Here is an 18,555-nt window from a genome sequence, read left to right on the forward strand (position 1 = left end):
TGATCGAACGATCACGCAGCGCCTGTCCGGAGGCTGGAATCGACGGGCGGAGGCCGATCTCCTTCGCGTAGATTGCCGGACAGGGCAGCCGCATCTACGCGCGAGGGGACACCGGGCAAGTGGCAAGGGCAAGGCAGGCCGTGGGCGAGGCCCGCAGGATCGTCGTCAAGGTGGGCTCCTCGTCGCTGACCACCGCCTCGGGCGGCCTGGACGCCGACCGGGTCGACGCGCTCGTCGACGTCCTCGCCAAGAGCCGAAACGAGGGGGCGGTCCGAAGGGCCTCGGTTGAGGGTGGTGGGAGACGGGAGGGCGGTGGGGAGCGGGAGATCGTGCTGGTCTCCTCCGGTGCCATCGCCGCCGGTCTCGCGCCGCTGGGCCTGCGCCGCCGGCCCAGGGACCTCGCCCGTCAGCAGGCCGCCGCCAGCGTCGGCCAGGGACTGCTCGTGGCCCGCTACACCGCCTCCTTCGCCCGCTACGGCGTCCGCGTCGGCCAGGTGTTGCTCACCTCCGACGACATGAGCCGCCGCGCCCACCACCGCAACGCGTCCCGCACCCTCGACAAGCTGCTCGCCATGGGCGCCTTCCCGATCGTCAACGAGAACGACACCGTCGCCACCGACGAGATCCGCTTCGGCGACAACGACCGCCTCGCCGCCCTCGTCGCCCACCTCGTCCACGCCGACCTGCTGGTCCTGCTCTCCGACGTGGACGGTGTGTACGACGGCGACCCCGGCAAGCCCGGCACCTCGCGGATAGCGGAGGTACGGGGGCCCGACGACCTCGACGGCATCGAGATCGGCAGCTCCGGCAAGGCGGGCGTCGGCACCGGCGGCATGGTCACCAAGGTGGAGGCCGCCCGGATCGCCGCCGCCGCGGGCATCCCCGTCGTCCTCACCAGCGCGATCCACGCCGCCGAGGCGCTGAGCGGCGGCGACACGGGCACCTACTTCCACCCCACCGGCAAGCGCTCCGCCGACCGGCTGCTGTGGCTCCAGCACGCCTCCACCCCGCAGGGGTCCCTGACCCTGGACGACGGTGCCGTACGGGCCGTCGTGGAGCGCCGCAAGTCGCTGCTGCCCGCCGGGATCGCCGCCGTCGACGGCGAGTTCAACGCCGGCGACCCGGTCGAGCTGCGCGACGGCACCGGGCACGCGGTGGCCCGCGGGCTGGTCAACTTCGACGCCAAGGAGATCCCCCGGCTGATCGGGCGCTCGACCCGGGAACTGGCGCGGGAACTCGGCCCGGAGTACGAACGCGAGGTCGTACACAGGGACGACCTGGTGGTTCTGCACTCGTAAAACGGGACGTACCGACCGACCCCGGTGGGGGACGTTCCGTAAAACCGCCACACGAAGCCTTGCGGCCTGCTCAACTTTGCTGAGGGGCGTGTTTCAGGCGCACGCCCCCACCACGGGCACAGCGTGAAGGAGGCCGTCGTGAGACGAGTGCGCCCCGGTGCGGCGGCGTCCCGCGGTGCTCTGACGAGCGTCGCGGTCGGTGACGCCTACGAGGAGCCGAGGGACCTGCCCCGCCTGTGGCACGTCACCCTCAGCGTCTCCGGGCAGGAAGTCCCCCTGGGAGACCTCAGGCGCGCCCTGGAGCAGCTGGCCCACGACCACCCCTTCCTGCTGACCAGCAGGTACGCGAACGACCACGCGGAGATCCGCTACTGGGAAGAGGCCCGCGACCTGCACGACGCCGCCGCCGTGGCCCTGCGCCTGTGGGGCGAGCACCGGCAGACCGCCGGCCTGCCGCCCTGGGAGATCGTCGGCCTGGAGGTCATCGACCGCGAGACCTACCACCAGCGCGTCGCCGAGGGCTACGGACCACCGCCGGCGACTCCGGTGGGTGTTCACCCGTTTTGATCCCATCTCGGGGTGTGGAACAGGCCGTGAACAGTGCTCCGGGGCGCACTACCCTTCCTTCATGACCACGCTCTCGCCGTACGACTCGATGTCCCCGGTCACCCAGGCCGCCTACCGGGCCAAGTCCGCCGCCGCCGACCTCGCGCCGCTGCCGCGCGCCGTGAAGGACGACGCGCTGCTCGCCATCGCGGACGCCCTGGAGGTCCGGACGAGCGAGATCGTCGAGGCCAACGCCAAGGACGTGGCCAAGGCCCGGGAGAACGGCACCAGCGAGGCCATCGTCGACCGGCTCACCCTCACCCCCGAGCGGGTCCGAGCCATCGCCGCCGACGTCCGCGACGTCGCGAAGCTGCCCGACCCGGTCGGCGAGGTCGTCCGCGGCTCCACCCTGCCCAACGGCATCGACCTGCGCCAGGTCCGCGTCCCGCTCGGCGTGGTCGGCATCATCTACGAGGCCCGGCCGAACGTCACCGTCGACGCCGCCGCTCTCTGCCTGAAGTCCGGCAACGCCGTGCTGCTGCGCGGCTCCGCCTCCGCCTACGAGTCGAACACCGCCCTCGTCCGGGTGATCCGGGACGCCGTCGGCGGGGCCGGGCTGCCCGCCGACGCCGTGCAGCTGGTGCCGGGGGAGGGCCGGGAGAGCGTGCGGGAGCTGATGCGCGCCCGCGGGCTCGTCGACGTGCTGATCCCGCGCGGCGGCGCCTCCCTGATCCAGACCGTCGTCGCCGAGTCCACCGTCCCCGTCATCGAGACCGGCACCGGCAACTGCCACGTCTACGTCGACGCCGAGGCCGACCTCGACATGGCCGTCGAGATCCTGATCAACTCGAAGGCCCAGCGGGTCAGCGTCTGCAACGCCGCCGAGACCCTCCTGGTCCACCAGGACATCGCGCCCGAGTTCCTGCCGCGCGCCCTGGACGCCCTCGCCGAGGCCGGGGTGACCGTGCACGCCGACGAGCGCGTGCTGGCGTACGCCAAGGACTCCCGGGCCACCGTGGTGGAGGCCACGCCGGACGACTGGGACACCGAGTACCTCTCCCACGACATCGCCGCCGCCGTCGTCGACTCCCTCGACCGGGCCGTCGCCCACATCCGGCTGTGGAGTTCCGGCCACACCGAGGCCATCGTCACCACCTCCCAGCAGGCCGCCCGCCGCTTCACCCAGCTGGTCGACTCGACCACGGTCGCGGTGAACGCCTCCACCCGCTTCACCGACGGCGGCCAGTTCGGCTTCGGAGCCGAGATCGGCATCTCCACGCAGAAGCTGCACGCGCGCGGCCCGATGGGCCTGCCCGAGCTGACCAGCACCAAGTACATCGTCACCGGTGACGGACACGTACGCCGCTGAGCGCGGGCCGTCTCGCCCCCGCCGTCCGGCGGGGCGCGTGAGAGACGTCTCATCAGGCGGATGAATTTCCATACCGTCTGCCCAAATTGACCCCCCAGGACTACTCTGGACCCGTGCCGGAGGACGTGGGGGGCACGCCGTTCCCTGACGGCTGGGAGCCCGACGACGACCACGACCACGGGGTGTCGGACGATGAGTTCGCCTCCGTGGTCTTCGACGAGGCCTTCGTACAGGCGGCCGTGGTGCACGAGCCGACCGCCGTCGAACGCCTCCTGGCCGCCGCCCAGGCGAGAGCCGAGGCCTCCGAGGCGGAGGCCCGCCGAGCCCATGCCAGAGGCGAGCGGTACGACGAGCGGTACAGCCCCGACGGCACCGATCTCGGCCATGACCCCGACTTGGACGACCTGGACGACCCCGACGTCCTGGCCGACCGGTACGGCGCCCCCGGGCCCTACGGCAAACAGGTCCGCTGGCACCGCCCCGTCGCCTGGCTGCTCGCCCTCGTGATGGGCGTCGGCATGGTGGCGCTGGCCTTCGCCGCGGTCTACCGCGACTCCTCCTCGGGCGGCCGGGACCAGGTTCCGTCGCACGCCCCCACCGGCCTGGAACAGGGCACCGCCGCGGCCCCCACCGCGTCCGCCGAGTTCTCCCAGCCCGCCCAGCCCGCGGCCTCCGCGATCCCGCGCTCTCCCTGAGCGGCCCGGGACGCGCGTGGTGAGAACCTGTCAGAAGTTGTCGTGCAGCGGGGCGTTTACCTGAGGCTCCCGGGACCTACTCTGAAAGTATGGGCGGGCCTGGAGACCCACCTGAGGGGACACCCGAGGGCGGCCCCGGTGGTGGAGAGGACGAGTACCGATCCGTCGTGTTCGACGAGTCGTTCGTCCGCGCTGCCCGCCTCCAGGAGTACTCCGCACAGGAGCGCATGGCGGACCACGCGCCGGCCGTCCGCCGCCGCCCGTCCCTGCACCGCGGGCTGTCCCGGCAGGTGCTGATCCTCGTCCTGCTGATAGCCGTCGCCTTCGGCACCGCCATCTACATGGGCGTACGCCACCCCTACGGATCCGCCCAGGCCCGGCGGACCGTCGACCCCCTGCGCATGACCGTCATCCCACTGGCCCCCCAGGGCAAGGTGCCCGGGGCGGTGGACGCCGAGTACCTGTACGCGCACAGCCCCGCCGCCCAGTTCGCGGTCGGCGCCGAGGGCATACCGCTGCCCGCCTCCCGGAGCACCGCGCACTTCTCCGACAGCCAGGTCGTGGCCGCGCTCTCCGCGGCCAAGGACTACATCGTCCGCTCCTCGCTCTACCCCGAGGTCCTCGACAGCAGCGATGTCCAGCCCGCCCGGTCCCTCGTCGACCCCGGACAACTCGACCAGTTCGACCAGAGCTTCGAACACCCCGCCGCCGACGGCCGGCACGCCCCGACCGGATGGCTGGTCCGCTTCGACCCCACCCGCGCCGAACTGGCCGACCGTAAGGTCCGCGTCCAGGGCAGCCTCCAGGCCGCCGAGACCGACTCCGCCACGCTCGAAGTGACCGCGGACCACACCTTCGTCTACGCGCTGCGGCAGACCGGCGCCGGTGCCAGGGCCCCGGTGTCCCTGCTCACCGTCCGCCGCGAGCTGACCTTCCGCTTCGACCGCGACGACCTGCGCACGCACCAGGTCCAGCTGGTCGTCTCCTACGTCCAGGCGGGCCCCCTGTCCTGCGCCGAGGACGCCACCAACCACCTGCGTCCCCTGCTGGCCGGCCAGACCGCCAAGGCGGGCGGCCCGGCGGGCACGGACCCCTACGCGACGGGCGGCGCGACCGCCCTGTGCGGCACGCTGGCCGCGGGCGCCCAGCCGAAGGTGTGAGCGGCCCGAGGGGTGAGCGCCCCGAGGGGTGAGCGGCCCGTTACTCCTCGTCCCGCGGCGGAGCGTCCGTCGGCGGCTGGTCGGTCGGGGGCTGGTCCGTCGGGGACTGGTCCTTCGGCGGGGGCGGGCTCGTGAAACCGTCGAAGCCGCGCCGCACCCGGCCGCCGAGGCCCCCGGCTCCACCGGCCAGATCGGTGACCAGCTTCATCAGCGGGTCCTTGGAGCTCTTCACATGGTCGGCGTAGTGCGTCGCCGACTCGCGGAACGAGTCGCTGACCGAGGTGTCCTTGTCCTCGTCGCGCCGCGGGTAGTGCCCGTCCATGATCCGCTGGTGGTCCCGCGACTCGGCCCACTTCTTCAGCTCGGCCGCCCGGACCGTGGTGAAGGGGTGGGAGCGGGGCAGCACGTTGAGGATCTTCAGCACGGAGTCGCGCAGGTCGCCCCCGGCCTCGTACTCCTCGGCCTGCTGGAGGAACGCGTCCACGTTCATCTCGTGCAGGTGGTTGCCGCCGGCTATCTTCATCAGGCCGCGCATCGAGGCCCGCAGGTCCTGGCCCACGAGGAGGCCGGCCCGGTCGGCCGAGAGCTCCGACTTGCGGAACCACTCCCGCAGCGCCGTCACGATCGCCAGGACCGCGAGATTGCCCAGCGGGATCCAGGCGACCTTCAGGGCGAGGTTGGTCAGGAACAGCAGGATCGTGCGGTACACCGCGTGGCCGGACAGCGCGTGCCCCACCTCGTGGCCCACGACCGCCCGCATCTCCTCCTCGTCGAGCAGCTCGACGAGCCCCGTGCTGACGACGATGATCGGCTCGTCCAGACCGATGCACATCGCGTTCGGCTGCGGATCCTGGGTGACGTACATCGGCGGGACCTTCTCCAGGTCCAGGATGTAGCAGGCGTCCCGCAGCATGTCGTTGAGGTGGGCGAACTGCTGGTCCGAGACGCGCACCGAGTCGGACAGGAACAGCAGTCTGAGGCTCCGCTCCGGCAGCAGCCCGCTGAGCGCCTTGAACACCGTGTCGAAACCGCTCAGCTTCCGCAGGGCCACCAGGGCCGAGCGGTCGGCCGGGTGCTCGTACGCACGGGAGGAGATCCCCGGGAAACGCCTGCGCTGCCTGCTCGGCACGCTCCCGTTCCCCTGCCCGTTGTGTACGTGGCCGTCGTCGGACATGTCTTCCCCCATGCGCGTCTGAAGTGCCCCATGTGCCCCCGAGGCAGGCCCCAGCCTAGGCGGAGATACCGTGGACGGGCAGTACAGCCGAAGGAGTCCCGTCATGGAGCACATCCCCGCAGCCGCCTGGCTGACCGAGGCCGCGAGCGCCGCCCCCCAGCACGGTGCGGGGAATCTGCTGCGGATCGTACTGGTCGTGATGGTCCTGGGCTGCGCGCTGACCGCCTGGTTCCTGCTGCGCGGGTACAAACAGAAGGACGACTGAGCGGCCCGCGAAGTTCCCCGCAGTCCACCCCCGGCTTCCCGGTCGGCGGAGTCGGCGTGATCGGCTCCGGACCGCCCGCATACGATGAGCCGACATCTTTATCCCGCCCTCCCCCACTCTCGACTTCGCTCGAGCGGGGGGACCCCCATCGGATAGGTCTGCCGAGATGAGCTTCCACAGCACCGCTGCCCAGTTGGTCACCCTCGCCGCCGAGGGCGAGGAGCACGGCGGAAACCACGAGAGCCTCAGCCCCTACGTCACCGGTGGCAGCGCGTTCCTCATCCTGCTGCTCCTGCTGTGGATCACCACCCGCTTCAACCGCGACCGCTGAACCGGCAGGCCGTTGCCGGGGATCCGGCGTGCGCCGGGGATCTGGCGGCCGGGGCTCTCAGGCCGGGCCGGTAGGGTCTGCACGCATGGGAGAGCAGGACATGCCTACCGGTCCGGCGAACGACACGTCCGACGACACGGTGAAGGCCCCCGAGTACCGGCCGGGCCACGGCCTCGCGCACACGGGCAAGCGACGCCTGGGTGTGATGGGCGGAACGTTCGACCCGATCCACCACGGGCACCTCGTGGCGGCCAGCGAGGTCGCCGCGCAGTTCCAGCTGGACGAGGTGGTGTTCGTGCCCACCGGCCAGCCGTGGCAGAAGTCCCACCGCAAGGTCTCCCCGGCCGAGGACCGCTACCTGATGACGGTCATCGCGACCGCCGAGAACCCCCAGTTCTCGGTGAGCCGCATCGACATCGACCGCGGCGGCCCCACCTACACCGTCGACACCCTGCGCGACCTGCGTGCGCTCAACCCCGACTCCGACCTCTTCTTCATCACCGGCGCCGACGCTCTCGCCCAGCTCCTGACCTGGCGCGACAGCGAGGAGCTGTTCTCCCTCGCGCACTTCATCGGGGTCACCCGCCCCGGCCATCATCTGACCGACCACGGCCTTCCGGAGGGCGGAGTCACGCTCGTCGAGGTTCCCGCGCTCGCCATCTCCTCGACGGACTGCCGTGCGAGAGTCGCCAAGGGCGACCCCATCTGGTACATGGTCCCGGACGGAGTCGTGCGCTATATCGACAAGCGCGAGCTGTACCGCGGCGAGTGAGCCGAGAGGGGCACTGGTGAACGACCGATACGACCCGGGGTACGGGCAGGACCAGTACGAACTGGTCGGCTACGACGAGTACGGGCAGCCTGTCTACCGGCAGGTCCCCGCCCAGCACACGCCACCCCAGGCCTACGACCAGTACTCACAGCAGGGATACGGCTACGACCCGTACGCGACCGGACAGCAGCAGTCCATGCCGCAGCAGTCCGGGCCGTCGTACGACCCCTATGACACCGGTCAGCAGCCATCGGCCGCCTCCCACGACGCCTACGACTCCACCGGCCAGTACGGCACCGCGACGCACGGCGGGGGCGGCCCCCAGCGGGGGTACGACCCGTACGGACAGGCGGCGGCCGACGGCCGGCAGGCCCGGGTCGCCGAGCAGACCGCCTACATCCCGCAGCAGACCGGACCCTCCGAGGCCGAGGAGACGGACGCCCCCGCCACCGGCGAACGGGATTACCACACGGAGCAGTTCGCCTTCGTCGAGCAGCCGGACGGCGACTCCGAGGACGTCATCGACTGGCTGAAGTTCACGGAGAACCGCACCGAGCGCCGCGAGGAGGCCCGCCGCCGCGCCCGCAGCCGGGTCGTCGCCCTCGTCGTCGTCCTCGCGCTGGTCGCGGCCGGCGGCGTCGGCTACCTCTGGTACGCCGGGAAACTGCCCGGCCTGTCCTCCTCCGGCTCGAAGTCGGGCACCACCACGGCCGCGGGCGCCCAGAAGCGCGACGTGATAGTCGTCCACCTGCACAACACCGGCAAGGGCGGCACCTCCACGGCGCTGCTCGTCGACAACACCACCACCAAGCGGGGCACCACGGTGCTGCTGCCCAACTCGCTCGCCATGAGCGGGGACGACGGCTCCGCCACGACCCTCGCCAAGTCGGTCGACGACGACGGCTCCTCCGGCACCCTCGACCAGCTCGACACCGTCCTCGGCACGAACATCGAGGGCACCTGGCGCCTCGACACCCCCTACCTCCAGAACCTCGTCGAGCTCGTCGGCAACATCGACATCGACACCGACGCCGACGTGCCCGACCCGGCCGCCAAGAAGAAGGGCTCCTCGCTCCTGGTCCACAAGGGCCAGGACCAGACCCTCAGCGGCAAGATGGCCGTCGCCTACGCCACCTACCGCGCCTCCGGCGAGTCCCAGAACGCCCAGCTCGAGCGGTTCGGCCAGGTCATGCAGGGCGTGCTGCGCAAGATGTCCTCCGACCCGACCGCGGCGACGACCACCGTGCAGACGCTGGCGCAGATCCTGGACCCCTCGCTGACCGACAAGGACCTGGGTGTCTTCCTCGCCAAGCTCGCCGACCTCGCCAAGGGCGGCGACTACAAGACCGCGCTCCTGCCGGTCCAGTCCGACGGCACGCTGAGCGCGCAGACCAGCGACAGCGTGGTGAAGGACATTCTCGGCGGCACCGCCAAGAGCCCCGAGGCCGGCTCCGCCGTCCGGGTCTCCGTCCAGAACGCCAGCGGCGTCAAGGACTACACCGAGAAGGCACGCGTGGTGATCGTCAACGGCGGCTTCACCTTCCTGGAGGCCGGCACGGCGTCCGCCCCCCGGGCCACCTCCGAAGTGCTCTACGCCGACGCCGCCGACAAGGAGAACGCCACCGAGGTCGCCAAGACCCTGGGCCTGCCCTCCGGCTCGGTGAAGAAGGGCACGGTCAGCTCCAACGCGGACGTCTCGGTGATCCTCGGCCAGGACTACAAGCCGACGTCCTCCTAGGACGCCCCGCGCACCGCCATCCGGCAGTCGCGCCCCACGTGAGCTCGTAATCACGTGGGGTGCCCCGGCGGCTCATGAGATCCTTGATGTCAAGTGACCACCGACGGAAAGCCAAGTAGTGACCGCCACCGACCGTTCTCTCGAGCTCATCAACACCGCCGCCCAGGCGGCCGCAGACAAGCTCGCCCACGACGTCATCGCCTACGACGTCAGCGACGTGCTCTCGATCACGGACGCCTTCCTGCTGGCCTCCGCGCCCAACGACCGCCAGGTCAAGTCGATCGTCGACGAGATCGAGGAGCGGCTCCAGAAGGAACTCGGCGCCAAACCGGTGCGCCGTGAGGGCGACCGCGAGGCCCGCTGGATCCTGCTCGACTACGTCGACATCGTCGTCCACGTCCAGCACAGCGAGGAGCGCGTCTTCTACGCGCTGGAGCGGCTGTGGAAGGACTGCCCCGAGCTCGAACTGCCCGCCGACGCCAAGGCCACCCGCGGCAAGGCCGAGGAGCACGCCAGGCTTCAGGCCTCCGAGGACGCCGAGGACGCCGAGCAGCTGGGCGGGGAGTGGCGGTGAGCGCCACCGGTGAGGTGACCGACCGCAAGGGCCGCGGTCGCCGCGTCATCCTGTGGCGGCACGGCCAGACCGCCTGGAACGTGGAGCGCCGCTTCCAGGGCACCACGGACGTGGAGCTGACCGAGGCCGGCGTCGGCCAGGCCCGGCGCGCGGCGCGGCTGCTCGCCTCCCTGAGACCCGACGCGATCGTCTCCTCGGACCTCAGGCGGGCCGCGCTCACCGCCGCCGAGCTCGCCGCCCTCACCGGCCTGGAGATCACCCGCGACGAGGCCCTGCGCGAGACCTACGCGGGCGTGTGGCAGGGGCTGACGCACGAGGAGATCATCGCCCGGTACGGCGAGGAGTACGCGGCCTGGAAGCGCGGCGAACCGGTCCGCCGCGGCGGCGGCGAACTGGAGACCGAGGTCGCCGACCGCGCCGCGCCCGTCGTGCTGCGGCACGCCGACAAACTGCCCGAGGACGGCACCCTCGTGGTGGTCAGCCACGGCGGCACCATCCGCACCACCATAGGCCGCCTCCTCGGCCTGGAGGCGCACCACTGGGAGGGGCTGGGCGGCCTCTCCAACTGCTGCTGGTCCGTCCTCGGCGAGGGCCTGCGTGGCTGGCGGCTGCTGGAGCACAACGCGGGCACCCTCCCGGAGCCCGTCCTCGGCGACGACGACTGAGCGACGACCGGGCGACGGCCGAGCGCGGATTTCACTTTCTGGCAGGTCGCAGGCTAAAGTTCTTCTTGTTCGCCCCGCTGAGCGGAGCGAGAACAAGGGGCTATAGCTCAGTTGGTAGAGCGCCTGCATGGCATGCAGGAGGTCAGGAGTTCAATTCTCCTTAGCTCCACAGTTCGAAGATCCCGTCCCGTCAAGGGGCGGGATTTTCTGTGCTCCACATACGGATGACCTGCGCGGCCTCCTCGTCCGAAGACGGCCACAGCCGCTCCCTGCGCTCCCTGAGCAGGGCGACTTTCGTCCGCGCCTCCTCGCTCTCCGGGGTGTACGTCACGATCCGGCACTCCGGCATTCCGTCGATCGACAGTGACTGCGACGTCATCCTCAGCTCGCCCACCGCCTCGTGACGGAACGTCTTCACCCGCGGCCCCGGCTGTATCACCTCGCCGTTCGCCCACAGCTCGGCGAAGCGCGGGCTGGCCGCCGACAGCCCGCGTATGAAGTCCTCCCAGGCCGGTTCCCCCACATGTCTGCCGTACGAGGAGCGCAGCGTCGCCACCATCATCGGCAGCTCACGCTCGCGCTGGACCACGGGGCAGGCCTCCTCGGGCAGGACGAACATCGTCCACAGCACGTTCGGCACGGCGAGCCCGAGCGCGTCCGGCACGACGAAGAGGTCGCGGTAGGCCGGGTTGGTGGCGAGGATGTCGTACCGCGAGTTGTAGACCGCCGCCGGGAGCGGATCGAGGGCGTCGATGAGGGCCTGGACCTGCGGCCCGACCGTCTGTGCCGGCTGCTCCGGGCTCGGGTCGAAGGGCACCTCCGCCAGCCGGTACAGATGCTCCCGCTCCGGCTGGTCCAGCCGTAACGTCCGGGCCACCGCGTCCAGCACCTGCGGGGACGCGTTGATCGGCCGGCCCTGCTCCAGCCAGGTGTACCAGGTGACGCCCACGCCCGAGAGCTGGGCGACCTCCTCGCGGCGCAGCCCCGGTGTACGGCGGCGCAGGCCGGGAGGCATCCCCACGTCGGCCGGAGTCACCCGGGCGCGCCGGCTGCGCAGAAAGACGGCCAGCTCGTGCCGGCGGCGCTGTGTCGTCCCCGTCATCGTCACGTCCCCCATCGTCGATGCCCGGCTTGTCCGCTGCCAGGTGCTGTCGGTACCAGCATCGGCGGGCACTCGGCACCCGTACCGCGGCCTCGCCAGGCTCGACGGCATGACACCGACACCCCGGACGGGACCGGGCCGCGCTCCCGTGAGCCCGCTTCCAGATCCTGCGCACAGTAAAGCGCCCGGCACTGACAACCGGCCCCGGCAGTTGCTCGCGGTCGTGCTCGCGGCCCAGTTCATGGCCCTGCTCGACGTGTTCATCGTCAACGTCGCCGCGCCCACCATCGGCTCCGAACTCCGGGCGTCGGGCGCCGACCTGCAACTGGTGATCGCCGGATACGCCATCACGTACTCGGTGCTCCTCATCACCGGCGCGCGCCTCGGTGACCGGCTGGGGCACGGCCGGGTCCACCTCGCGGGACTCGCCCTCTTCACCGCCGCGTCACTCGCCTGCGGCCTGGCGCAGGGCGCCACCGAGCTGATCGTCTTCCGGCTGGTCCAGGGCGCGGGCTCGGCGGTGATGATCCCGCAGGTGCTGAGCCTGATCCAGCGCACCTTCACCGGTGAGGCCAGGGTGCGGGCCCTCGGCGCGTACTCGGCGGTCATCGCCGTCGGTGCGGCGGCCGGGCAGATCGTCGGCGGGGTGCTGGTGAGCGCCGATCTCTTCGGCACCGGCTGGCGGCCGGTGTTCCTCGTCAACGTCCCCGTGGGCGTCGTCCTCCTCGCCGTGGGCAGGCGGGTCCTGCCGCGGGGCGGTACCGGCCGGGAGGCGGCGCGCGGGCTCGACCTGCCCGGTCTGGTGCTGCTCGGCGGGGCCGTCTCGCTGCTGACGGTGCCGCTGGTGCTCGGGCAGGAGGAGGACTGGCCGCTGTGGTCCTGGCTGTCCGTGGCCGCGGCCGCGGTGCTGTTCGGGCTGTTCTGCCGCTACGAGACCGGGCTCGCCCGGCGCGGCGGCGCCCCGCTGATCGCGCCCCGGGTGCTGCGCCACCCGGGCATGGGACTGTCCGTCTTCCGCATCCTGGCCGTCATGGCCGTCAACGGCGGCTTCCTGTTCGCGGTCACCCTGCACATCCAGGGCGGCCTCGGCGACAGCGCGCTGCGGGCGGGTCTCACCTTCGCGCCGACCGCGGTCGTCTTCGGCCTGGTCGGGCTGACCTGGCGGAAGTGGCCCGCCTCCTGTCAGCGCTTGCTGACCCCGGCCGGATTCGCGCTCCTCGCGCTGTCCGTGGCCGGCGTCGGACTGGCGTTCCACGGCGGCGGCGACGGCGGGCCCCTGCTCTACGTCGCGTACGCCGGAGTGGGCGTGGGCCTCGCGCTGGGCTTCAGCCCGACCCTGACGAAGGCGCTGGCCACCGTGCGGCCCGAGGACGCGGCGGACGCCAGTGGCCTGCTGGCGACGGTCGCGCAGCTCGGCCAGCTGATCGGTGTCGCGGCGTTCGGCACACTGTTCCTGAACCGGCTTGAGTCACTTGGGGCCCCGGAGGCGTATACCTCTGCGGAGGCGCTTTCGGTGTGCGCGTGGGCGCTGGCCGGCACGGCCGCGGTGGGGGCTGTGTCCGGACTGGTACTGAGGCGTCGCTGACCGTATTGGTCCGGCCGTGGCAGAATCAAACGGCCGGAAGGGGGCGCGGCCCGACGGGAGGGAGTAGCGATGCCTGCGAGCATCCTCGAGGAGGTCGACCACCTCCTCGAAGCAGCGGTGATACGGGACACGGCGACCCGGCTACGCTGCCCTTCCTGCGGTTCCGGCCATGTGGCCCAAGTCCTCGGCGACAACGGCGGGGTTTCCTACGTGTGCACGGCCTGCGGCCACAGCTGGAGCTGATCGATGGGTGCACACAGGCGGAAGTGCGACTGGTGCGGGAGCGGTACCCCCATCGTCCGCGACATGGAGCCGCTCAATCCCGACTACCAGTACTGGTGCGAGGAATGCGCGCGGGCGCTGATCATAAAAGGCGACCCGATCGAGACGTACCGTGAACTCGAGGGCGAGCCGATCTACGGCCGGCTCCTCGAGGAGCACTGCACGCTCAAGCGGTTCTATTCGTTCGTCACGGCCTGATCCCCGCCGGGCCCCGGCAACGATGCCCGGTGAGCACCAGGAAGCCCAGACCGGCCCCGGCAACGATGCCCGGTGAGCACCAGGAAGCCCAGACCGGCCCCGGCGTAGAGGGCCGACAGCACCAACTCCGGGCACCCCTGGTGCAATTCGGGCCGCCCCGGCCCGTGCGGCACCCACCACAGCGCGTACGAGCAGAAGACCAGCGCGGTGGCCGCGGCGGCCGCGCGGTGTCCGTGCGTCCACAGCAGCAGCCCGAGCGGCACGCACCACACCCAGTGGTGCGACCACGACACGGGGCTGATCAGCAGCGCGGTCACCGCGCACGCGGCCACCGCCCACGCGCGTCGGCCGCGCAGTTCCGCCGAGACCGCCACCGCCAGCCCCAGCAGGGCCGCCAGGGCCGCGGTGGCCACCCAGACGGCTCCCGGGGCCGGTGTGTGCAGTAGCCGCGCCAGAACGCCGCGCAGGGCCTGGTTCGCGGTCTCCTCGGCGTGGCCCACCCGGCTCGTGCGGAACACCATGCGGGTCCAGAACCGCCAGGAGTCGCCCGGCAGGACGGCCGCCGCCAGCAGCGTGGCGCCGGCGAACACCGTGGCCGCCCCGCGCGCGTGCCGCAGCCAGGGCGCTCCGCAGTCGCCTCTGAGCCGTGCCACGGCACCGGCGGCCAGCAGGAACACCGCGAACAGCGCGGGCGTCAGCTTCACCGCCGTGGCCAGCCCCACGCCCGCCCCCGCCCAGCGGACCCCGGGGCGGCGTGACAGGTCCCACAGCACCAGGACGGCGAGCAGCAGATTGACCTGCCCGTAGCGCAGCGTCGTCCACACCGGCTCGCACCACACGGCGCCCGCCGCGACCCACCAGGCCGCCTCCACGCGCGTGTGGCCCACGAGTCGCAGCGACAGCCGTACGAACACCACCAGCAGCGCGAGGTTCCCGGCCGTCGCCAGCGTGCGCAGGAGCCCGGTGTCCAGGAATGTCAGCGGCGTGAAGAGCAGGGCCGCGAACGGCGGGTAGGTGGTGGGCAGATGCGCGGCGGTCACCCGCAGCGCGTACAGGTCGCCGCCCGCGCGGACGGCCGCCCCCTCCGCGCGGTACACCATCAGGTCGATCATCGACACGTGCGCGGCCCGCTGCGCGATCCAGAACGCCGTGAAGGACAACAGGCACGCCGCCAGGGCGGTCGGGGCACGACGGCGGGTTCGGGTGGACGCGAGCACAGTCACGAAGGCCGACATTAGCCCCCGTACCGGCTCAGAACGGAAATGATTTGGTGCTGCACCCCGTCGACCGTGTAATGTTGGCGTCGCCGCCAGGGAAACCAGGCGGACCAGAACACGGGGCTATAGCTCAGTTGGTAGAGCGCCTGCATGGCATGCAGGAGGTCAGGAGTTCAATTCTCCTTAGCTCCACAGAAATCGAAGGCGGATCACTCGATCGAGTGGTCCGCCTTCGGCGTTTGCCGCGTTGTGGCGGAGCGGTGCGCGACGGAACGCCTACGGCCGGCCGCCCGTGATCCGGGCGGCCCGCCGTACGTCTGCTCAGCGGCCCAGAGCGCGGCGTCCGCGGCCCTGGGAGAGGACCGGCAGGTTGCGGGCCGGGGCCTGCGCGCGGGTGTCCTCCTCGATGCGCAGGGCGAGCGCCGGGCAGCGGCGCACCGCGCGTAGGGCCTTCGCCTCGGCGTAGCGCGGCACCTTCGCCTGCGCCACCGTCGGGAAGCCGTCCGCGCCCAGTTCGAAGACCTCCGGGAGGATGTCCGCACACAGCCCGTGGCCCCGGCACAGCGTCCAGTCGACGAAGATTTTCTGACGGCTGCCGGGACTGTTGTCCTCGGGCTCTCCGCCGCCCGGGATGCCCACAGGCATCTTGCCGTCCTCGAAGAGCGGCAGAACGCCCTCCACGCGCCGTCCGCAGCCGTTTCCGAGGACGTGCGCCGCCAGGTCGTCGGTGAACGCTTTGATCGTCGACTCCAGGAACATCGCGGAGCCGTCCGGGTGCGAGCACGCGCCGCGCCGCTTCACGTTCTTCGCGACCTGCTTGAGGGCCTCCAGGGCCGCCGGGCCGCCGCCGTTGAGGATGTCCTCCATGCCGCGCGCGGCGGCGGGCAGACCGAGGTAGCAGGGACCGCACTGTCCCGCGCTCTCCTCCGCCAGCCACTGCGCCACCCGCAGCGACTCGCCCAGCGGGCAGGTGTCCTGACTGATCGGCAGGATCGCGCCGGCGCCGAGCGCACCGCCCACCGCGTCCAGGGAGTTGCGGGAGACGACCGCCTCGTTGACCGTCGCCGCGTCGATCCACTTGCCGTGGTAGCCGCCGGTCAGCACGCCCTGCGGGACCGGCGGGGCACCGGCCAGCTGAAGGACGTAGCGCAGCGGCACGCCGGTGGGGACCTCGATCACCATGGGGCGGGCGACCGCGCCGGAGACCGTGAGCATGACGGTGCCCGGCTCGTCGTACAGGCCGGTGTTGCCGTAACGCTCCGGGCCGATGCGGGCGGCGATCGCCAGCTGGGCGAACGTCTCGGCGTTCGACAGCAGCGTGGGCGCGCCGCCGACGCCGTTCTGCGAGGCGCTGGTCTTGCGGCCGGGCGGGATCGCCGGGCCGCCGTCGATGGAGCGGATCAGCGACGCGGCGGCGCCGGTGACCATGCGGATCGGGTTGCGCTGTACGAACGCCTTCAGTGCCGAACGGCGGCCGTTGTTCAGGCCGCGTTCGTCGAGCGCGGCCTCCATGGAGCGCTGCGTGGACTCACGGGTGACCCCGATCACGAGCGTGCGGGCGCCCAGTGCCTCCGCGCACAGCAGGGCGCCGTCCAGGATCAGGTGCGGGGCACGGTTGATGAGCACCGTGTCCTTGCGGCAGGCCGGTTCGTCCTCGCTGCCGTTGACGACGACGACCGGCCGGACGCCGCGCTTGATCGCCGATTCGGCGACCGAGCGCAGCTTCTTGTGGAAGGGGAAGCCCGCGCCGCCGCGGCCCTTGAGATTGATGGCTTCGGAGAGCTGCGCGAGCTGCTCGCCGCCCAACGGCTCGAGCGGCCCATGCACCTTCAGGTGCATGGGCAGGTCAAGCCTTTCGACAAGGTCGAAACCCGACGTGAGTTGAGGAAGCCCGACCACGCGGACTTCTGGTACGTCGGGCAGGGCCTCGTTCACCTATAGCCTCCGGAAGGCGTGTTCCAAGGTTCGCCCGATCCCGGCGAGTCGAAGGACGCACCGGGTGCTGGTTCGTTGGCGGGACCGCTGTTGTACGTGTCGTTCGAGTTGTACGTGCCGTAGCGGGCGTTCGTCTCACCGGTGTCGTACACATCACTTCCGCCGTACCCGCCGGCGCCCGAATTGTTATAGGCCGGGATGTTGTTGTACCCGGTGTCCGCGAGCGGGTCGTACGCCGACGGGGGTGCCTCGCCGACCGGCGGCGGGGACGGGACCGGCCAGCTGCCCGAGGTGCTGGACGGGCCGTCCACGCGCGGGAACGCCTCCGTCGCCTGCATGTCCATCGGCATGTCCATGCGTGCGGTCTGGCCGGCCGCGAACGGCTGCTGGGGCTGGCCGGGCGTCGAGACCGCCCGGTAGGCGGCCGCGAAACCGGACGCGGGCTCCTGGGCCATGGGCTGCGCCCCCGTGTCGTACATCGGTGCCGAGGGCGCCCCCGCGCGCGGGAAGGCGCCGGTGTCGCTGAACCCCGCCCCCGCCTGCTTCCCGAAGCCCGGAAGCGGGGACGAGCCCGTCCCGAAGGATCCCGTCTCCGTCATCCTGGCCCGGCTGGCGTCCAGGTCGTCGAGCTCCGGCCGCTCCGAGCTGCCCAGGATCCCGACGAGCTGGTCGGCGACCTTGCGCTTGAACGAGCGCGGCGCGGCGCGCAGGGCCAGGGCCGCCATGATGCCGAGCAGGCACAGCTCGTACGAGATCATGAAGAACGGCTTCGCCGCGCGTCCCGCGAACAGGCCGTGGATCAGTGCCGCGCACAGGGCCGGGTAGGCCAGCATGTGCATCGCGCGCCAGCGTGCCGCGACCGGCGCGGGGGCGGCGAACTGGTTGCGCAGCGCGCCGGTGATGCCCACGAAGATCATGAGCAGGCCGGCCAGGGAACCGAGGCCGATGAGCCCGGAGCTGCCCGTCACACCCAGGCTGAAGGGGATCAGCGCGGCGATCAGGACGGTGTGCGACAGCGCCAGCTTGATGGTGATGTGCACCAGGAGGAACGCGATCGAGGCGATGGCGAGCACCCGGTGGATGGCCTGGGAGACGATCCGCTGGCGTGTGTTCAGGAAGATCCGGTCCTGGGTCACCAGGCCCCAGATCACCGAGCAGGTGAGGCTGACGAGCGACAGGACGCCCGCGCCGAAGTTCAGGAAGTCCTGGAGCCAGCGGCCTCCGTACAACACCACCACGGGTATGAGCAGCAGGACGACAGCCGTCGCCACCCCGTAGGCCGACCGGCCTGGTTTGGGGAGCGAAGTGGTACTAACACGAGCGTTCATGGGGGCAACTCCGAGCGGTTCGGGAAAGCGGTCCCGCTGCCGAACTGTAAATGGCGCCATACCGATCAGTACGAGGTTTGAGTTATTGCGTTGTTATCAAAGGACTATCTGACCGTTGCGATGTCCCTTAGTGGGTGTTACGCGAAGTAATCCTTGACCTTGGTTCAGTGGCTGTCGTTGTCACCTATGTATACGGAAGCGCGTCGCGGCTTGCTCAGGGCCTGCGGTACCCTAACGCCATGCGTGCCGTACGCCTTCTGCTTAGCGGGCCGCGCTGATCAGTCCCGACCGGCGGCGAGAGCCGGGTGGTCGGCATCGGCG

Annotated in this window: 19 protein-coding genes and 2 tRNA genes; 16 read left to right on the forward strand and 5 right to left on the reverse strand. The window is 71.2% G+C overall.

The window, feature by feature from the left end; translation table 11 throughout:
• Positions 1 to 140: 140 nt before the first annotated feature.
• The 5 genes from proB (at position 141) to ABZ915_RS07120 (ending at position 5,068) form a co-directional block, all read left to right on the forward strand.
• Complete coding sequence (gene proB / locus ABZ915_RS07100) at positions 141 to 1,298, forward strand: glutamate 5-kinase (RefSeq protein ID WP_361797742.1); 1,158 nt, start codon at positions 141 to 143, stop codon at positions 1,296 to 1,298.
• A gap of 138 nt (positions 1,299 to 1,436) precedes the next feature.
• The gene (locus ABZ915_RS07105; protein WP_361797115.1) at positions 1,437 to 1,865 is read left to right on the forward strand and encodes a hypothetical protein; all 429 of its coding nucleotides are present in this window, start codon (positions 1,437 to 1,439) and stop codon (positions 1,863 to 1,865) included.
• 61 nt (positions 1,866 to 1,926) lie between these two features.
• Positions 1,927 to 3,213: a glutamate-5-semialdehyde dehydrogenase gene (locus tag ABZ915_RS07110; protein ID WP_361797118.1), complete on the forward strand. Its 1,287-nt coding sequence runs from the start codon at positions 1,927 to 1,929 to the stop codon at positions 3,211 to 3,213.
• 86 nt (positions 3,214 to 3,299) lie between these two features.
• A complete protein-coding gene (locus ABZ915_RS07115; protein ID WP_361797121.1) occupies positions 3,300 to 3,908 on the forward strand; it encodes a hypothetical protein in 609 nt (202 codons plus the stop codon).
• 89 nt (positions 3,909 to 3,997) lie between these two features.
• On the forward strand, positions 3,998 to 5,068 hold the full coding sequence (locus tag ABZ915_RS07120; RefSeq protein ID WP_361797124.1) for a hypothetical protein: 1,071 nt from the start codon (positions 3,998 to 4,000) through the stop codon (positions 5,066 to 5,068).
• 40 nt (positions 5,069 to 5,108) lie between these two features.
• Here the strand turns inward: ABZ915_RS07120 and ABZ915_RS07125 are convergent, their stop codons facing one another.
• On the reverse strand, positions 5,109 to 6,242 hold the full coding sequence (locus ABZ915_RS07125; protein WP_361797127.1) for a M48 family metallopeptidase: 1,134 nt from the start codon (positions 6,240 to 6,242) through the stop codon (positions 5,109 to 5,111).
• Positions 6,243 to 6,345: 103 nt separating this feature from the next.
• Between ABZ915_RS07125 and ABZ915_RS07130 the strand changes: the two genes are divergently transcribed.
• The 7 genes from ABZ915_RS07130 (at position 6,346) to ABZ915_RS07160 (ending at position 10,756) form a co-directional block, all read left to right on the forward strand.
• Complete coding sequence (locus ABZ915_RS07130; protein ID WP_132851258.1) at positions 6,346 to 6,507, forward strand: hypothetical protein; 162 nt, start codon at positions 6,346 to 6,348, stop codon at positions 6,505 to 6,507.
• Positions 6,508 to 6,673: 166 nt separating this feature from the next.
• Positions 6,674 to 6,838: a hypothetical protein gene (locus tag ABZ915_RS07135; protein ID WP_165955429.1), complete on the forward strand. Its 165-nt coding sequence runs from the start codon at positions 6,674 to 6,676 to the stop codon at positions 6,836 to 6,838.
• Between the two features lie 100 nt (positions 6,839 to 6,938).
• On the forward strand, positions 6,939 to 7,610 hold the full coding sequence (gene nadD, locus ABZ915_RS07140) for a nicotinate-nucleotide adenylyltransferase (RefSeq protein WP_361797131.1): 672 nt from the start codon (positions 6,939 to 6,941) through the stop codon (positions 7,608 to 7,610).
• A 16-nt stretch (positions 7,611 to 7,626) separates the two neighbouring features.
• On the forward strand, positions 7,627 to 9,348 hold the full coding sequence (locus ABZ915_RS07145) for an LCP family protein (RefSeq protein WP_361797134.1): 1,722 nt from the start codon (positions 7,627 to 7,629) through the stop codon (positions 9,346 to 9,348).
• Between the two features lie 118 nt (positions 9,349 to 9,466).
• Positions 9,467 to 9,922: a ribosome silencing factor gene (gene rsfS, locus ABZ915_RS07150; protein WP_361797137.1), complete on the forward strand. Its 456-nt coding sequence runs from the start codon at positions 9,467 to 9,469 to the stop codon at positions 9,920 to 9,922.
• Positions 9,913 to 10,587 (forward strand): histidine phosphatase family protein, encoded by a 675-nt coding sequence (locus ABZ915_RS07155; protein WP_361797140.1) that lies wholly within the window; start codon positions 9,913 to 9,915, stop codon positions 10,585 to 10,587. The genes rsfS and ABZ915_RS07155 overlap by 10 nt, the downstream gene beginning before the upstream one ends.
• A gap of 96 nt (positions 10,588 to 10,683) precedes the next feature.
• A tRNA-Ala gene (locus tag ABZ915_RS07160) sits at positions 10,684 to 10,756 on the forward strand.
• Positions 10,757 to 10,777: 21 nt separating this feature from the next.
• Here the strand turns inward: ABZ915_RS07160 and ABZ915_RS07165 are convergent.
• Positions 10,778 to 11,689 (reverse strand): helix-turn-helix transcriptional regulator, encoded by a 912-nt coding sequence (locus ABZ915_RS07165; protein ID WP_361797745.1) that lies wholly within the window; start codon positions 11,687 to 11,689, stop codon positions 10,778 to 10,780.
• Between the two features lie 223 nt (positions 11,690 to 11,912).
• On the opposite strand from ABZ915_RS07165, the gene ABZ915_RS07170 reads away from it, so the two are divergent.
• From ABZ915_RS07170 to ABZ915_RS07180, 3 genes are all read left to right on the forward strand, one after another.
• On the forward strand, positions 11,913 to 13,274 hold the full coding sequence (locus ABZ915_RS07170) for an MFS transporter (RefSeq protein WP_361797143.1): 1,362 nt from the start codon (positions 11,913 to 11,915) through the stop codon (positions 13,272 to 13,274).
• 69 nt (positions 13,275 to 13,343) lie between these two features.
• A complete protein-coding gene (locus tag ABZ915_RS07175) occupies positions 13,344 to 13,517 on the forward strand; it encodes a hypothetical protein (RefSeq protein ID WP_361797146.1) in 174 nt (57 codons plus the stop codon).
• A 3-nt stretch (positions 13,518 to 13,520) separates the two neighbouring features.
• A complete protein-coding gene (locus ABZ915_RS07180; protein WP_019523121.1) occupies positions 13,521 to 13,754 on the forward strand; it encodes a hypothetical protein in 234 nt (77 codons plus the stop codon).
• Here the strand turns inward: ABZ915_RS07180 and ABZ915_RS07185 are convergent.
• On the reverse strand, positions 13,733 to 14,977 hold the full coding sequence (locus ABZ915_RS07185) for a glycosyltransferase 87 family protein (RefSeq protein ID WP_361797149.1): 1,245 nt from the start codon (positions 14,975 to 14,977) through the stop codon (positions 13,733 to 13,735). The genes ABZ915_RS07180 and ABZ915_RS07185 overlap by 22 nt on opposite strands.
• A 113-nt stretch (positions 14,978 to 15,090) precedes the next feature.
• Between ABZ915_RS07185 and ABZ915_RS07190 the strand changes: the two genes are divergently transcribed.
• A tRNA-Ala gene (locus tag ABZ915_RS07190) sits at positions 15,091 to 15,163 on the forward strand.
• A gap of 129 nt (positions 15,164 to 15,292) precedes the next feature.
• Here the strand turns inward: ABZ915_RS07190 and ABZ915_RS07195 are convergent.
• Positions 15,293 to 16,906 (reverse strand): NADH-ubiquinone oxidoreductase-F iron-sulfur binding region domain-containing protein, encoded by a 1,614-nt coding sequence (locus ABZ915_RS07195; protein WP_361797152.1) that lies wholly within the window; start codon positions 16,904 to 16,906, stop codon positions 15,293 to 15,295.
• Positions 16,903 to 18,234 (reverse strand): cytochrome b/b6 domain-containing protein, encoded by a 1,332-nt coding sequence (locus ABZ915_RS07200; protein ID WP_361797155.1) that lies wholly within the window; start codon positions 18,232 to 18,234, stop codon positions 16,903 to 16,905. The genes ABZ915_RS07195 and ABZ915_RS07200 overlap by 4 nt, the downstream gene beginning before the upstream one ends.
• Positions 18,235 to 18,555 lie beyond the last annotated feature (321 nt).

Source organism: Streptomyces sp. NPDC046915 (genome assembly GCF_040644935.1).
GTDB lineage: Bacteria > Actinomycetota > Actinomycetes > Streptomycetales > Streptomycetaceae > Streptomyces.

Coding starts and splice junctions, on each gene's coding strand:
- ABZ915_RS07110 (WP_361797118.1), top strand. CDS start 1,927: ATGACCACGCTCTCGCCGTACGACTCGATGTCCCCGGTCACCCAGGCC.
- ABZ915_RS07135 (WP_165955429.1), top strand. CDS start 6,674: ATGAGCTTCCACAGCACCGCTGCCCAGTTGGTCACCCTCGCCGCCGAG.
- ABZ915_RS07180 (WP_019523121.1), top strand. CDS start 13,521: ATGGGTGCACACAGGCGGAAGTGCGACTGGTGCGGGAGCGGTACCCCC.
- ABZ915_RS07125 (WP_361797127.1), bottom strand. CDS start 6,242: ATGTCCGACGACGGCCACGTACACAACGGGCAGGGGAACGGGAGCGTG.
- ABZ915_RS07120 (WP_361797124.1), top strand. CDS start 3,998: ATGGGCGGGCCTGGAGACCCACCTGAGGGGACACCCGAGGGCGGCCCC.
- ABZ915_RS07200 (WP_361797155.1), bottom strand. CDS start 18,234: ATGAACGCTCGTGTTAGTACCACTTCGCTCCCCAAACCAGGCCGGTCG.
- ABZ915_RS07165 (WP_361797745.1), bottom strand. CDS start 11,689: ATGACGGGGACGACACAGCGCCGCCGGCACGAGCTGGCCGTCTTTCTG.
- nadD (WP_361797131.1), top strand. CDS start 6,939: ATGCCTACCGGTCCGGCGAACGACACGTCCGACGACACGGTGAAGGCC.
- ABZ915_RS07130 (WP_132851258.1), top strand. CDS start 6,346: ATGGAGCACATCCCCGCAGCCGCCTGGCTGACCGAGGCCGCGAGCGCC.
- ABZ915_RS07175 (WP_361797146.1), top strand. CDS start 13,344: ATGCCTGCGAGCATCCTCGAGGAGGTCGACCACCTCCTCGAAGCAGCG.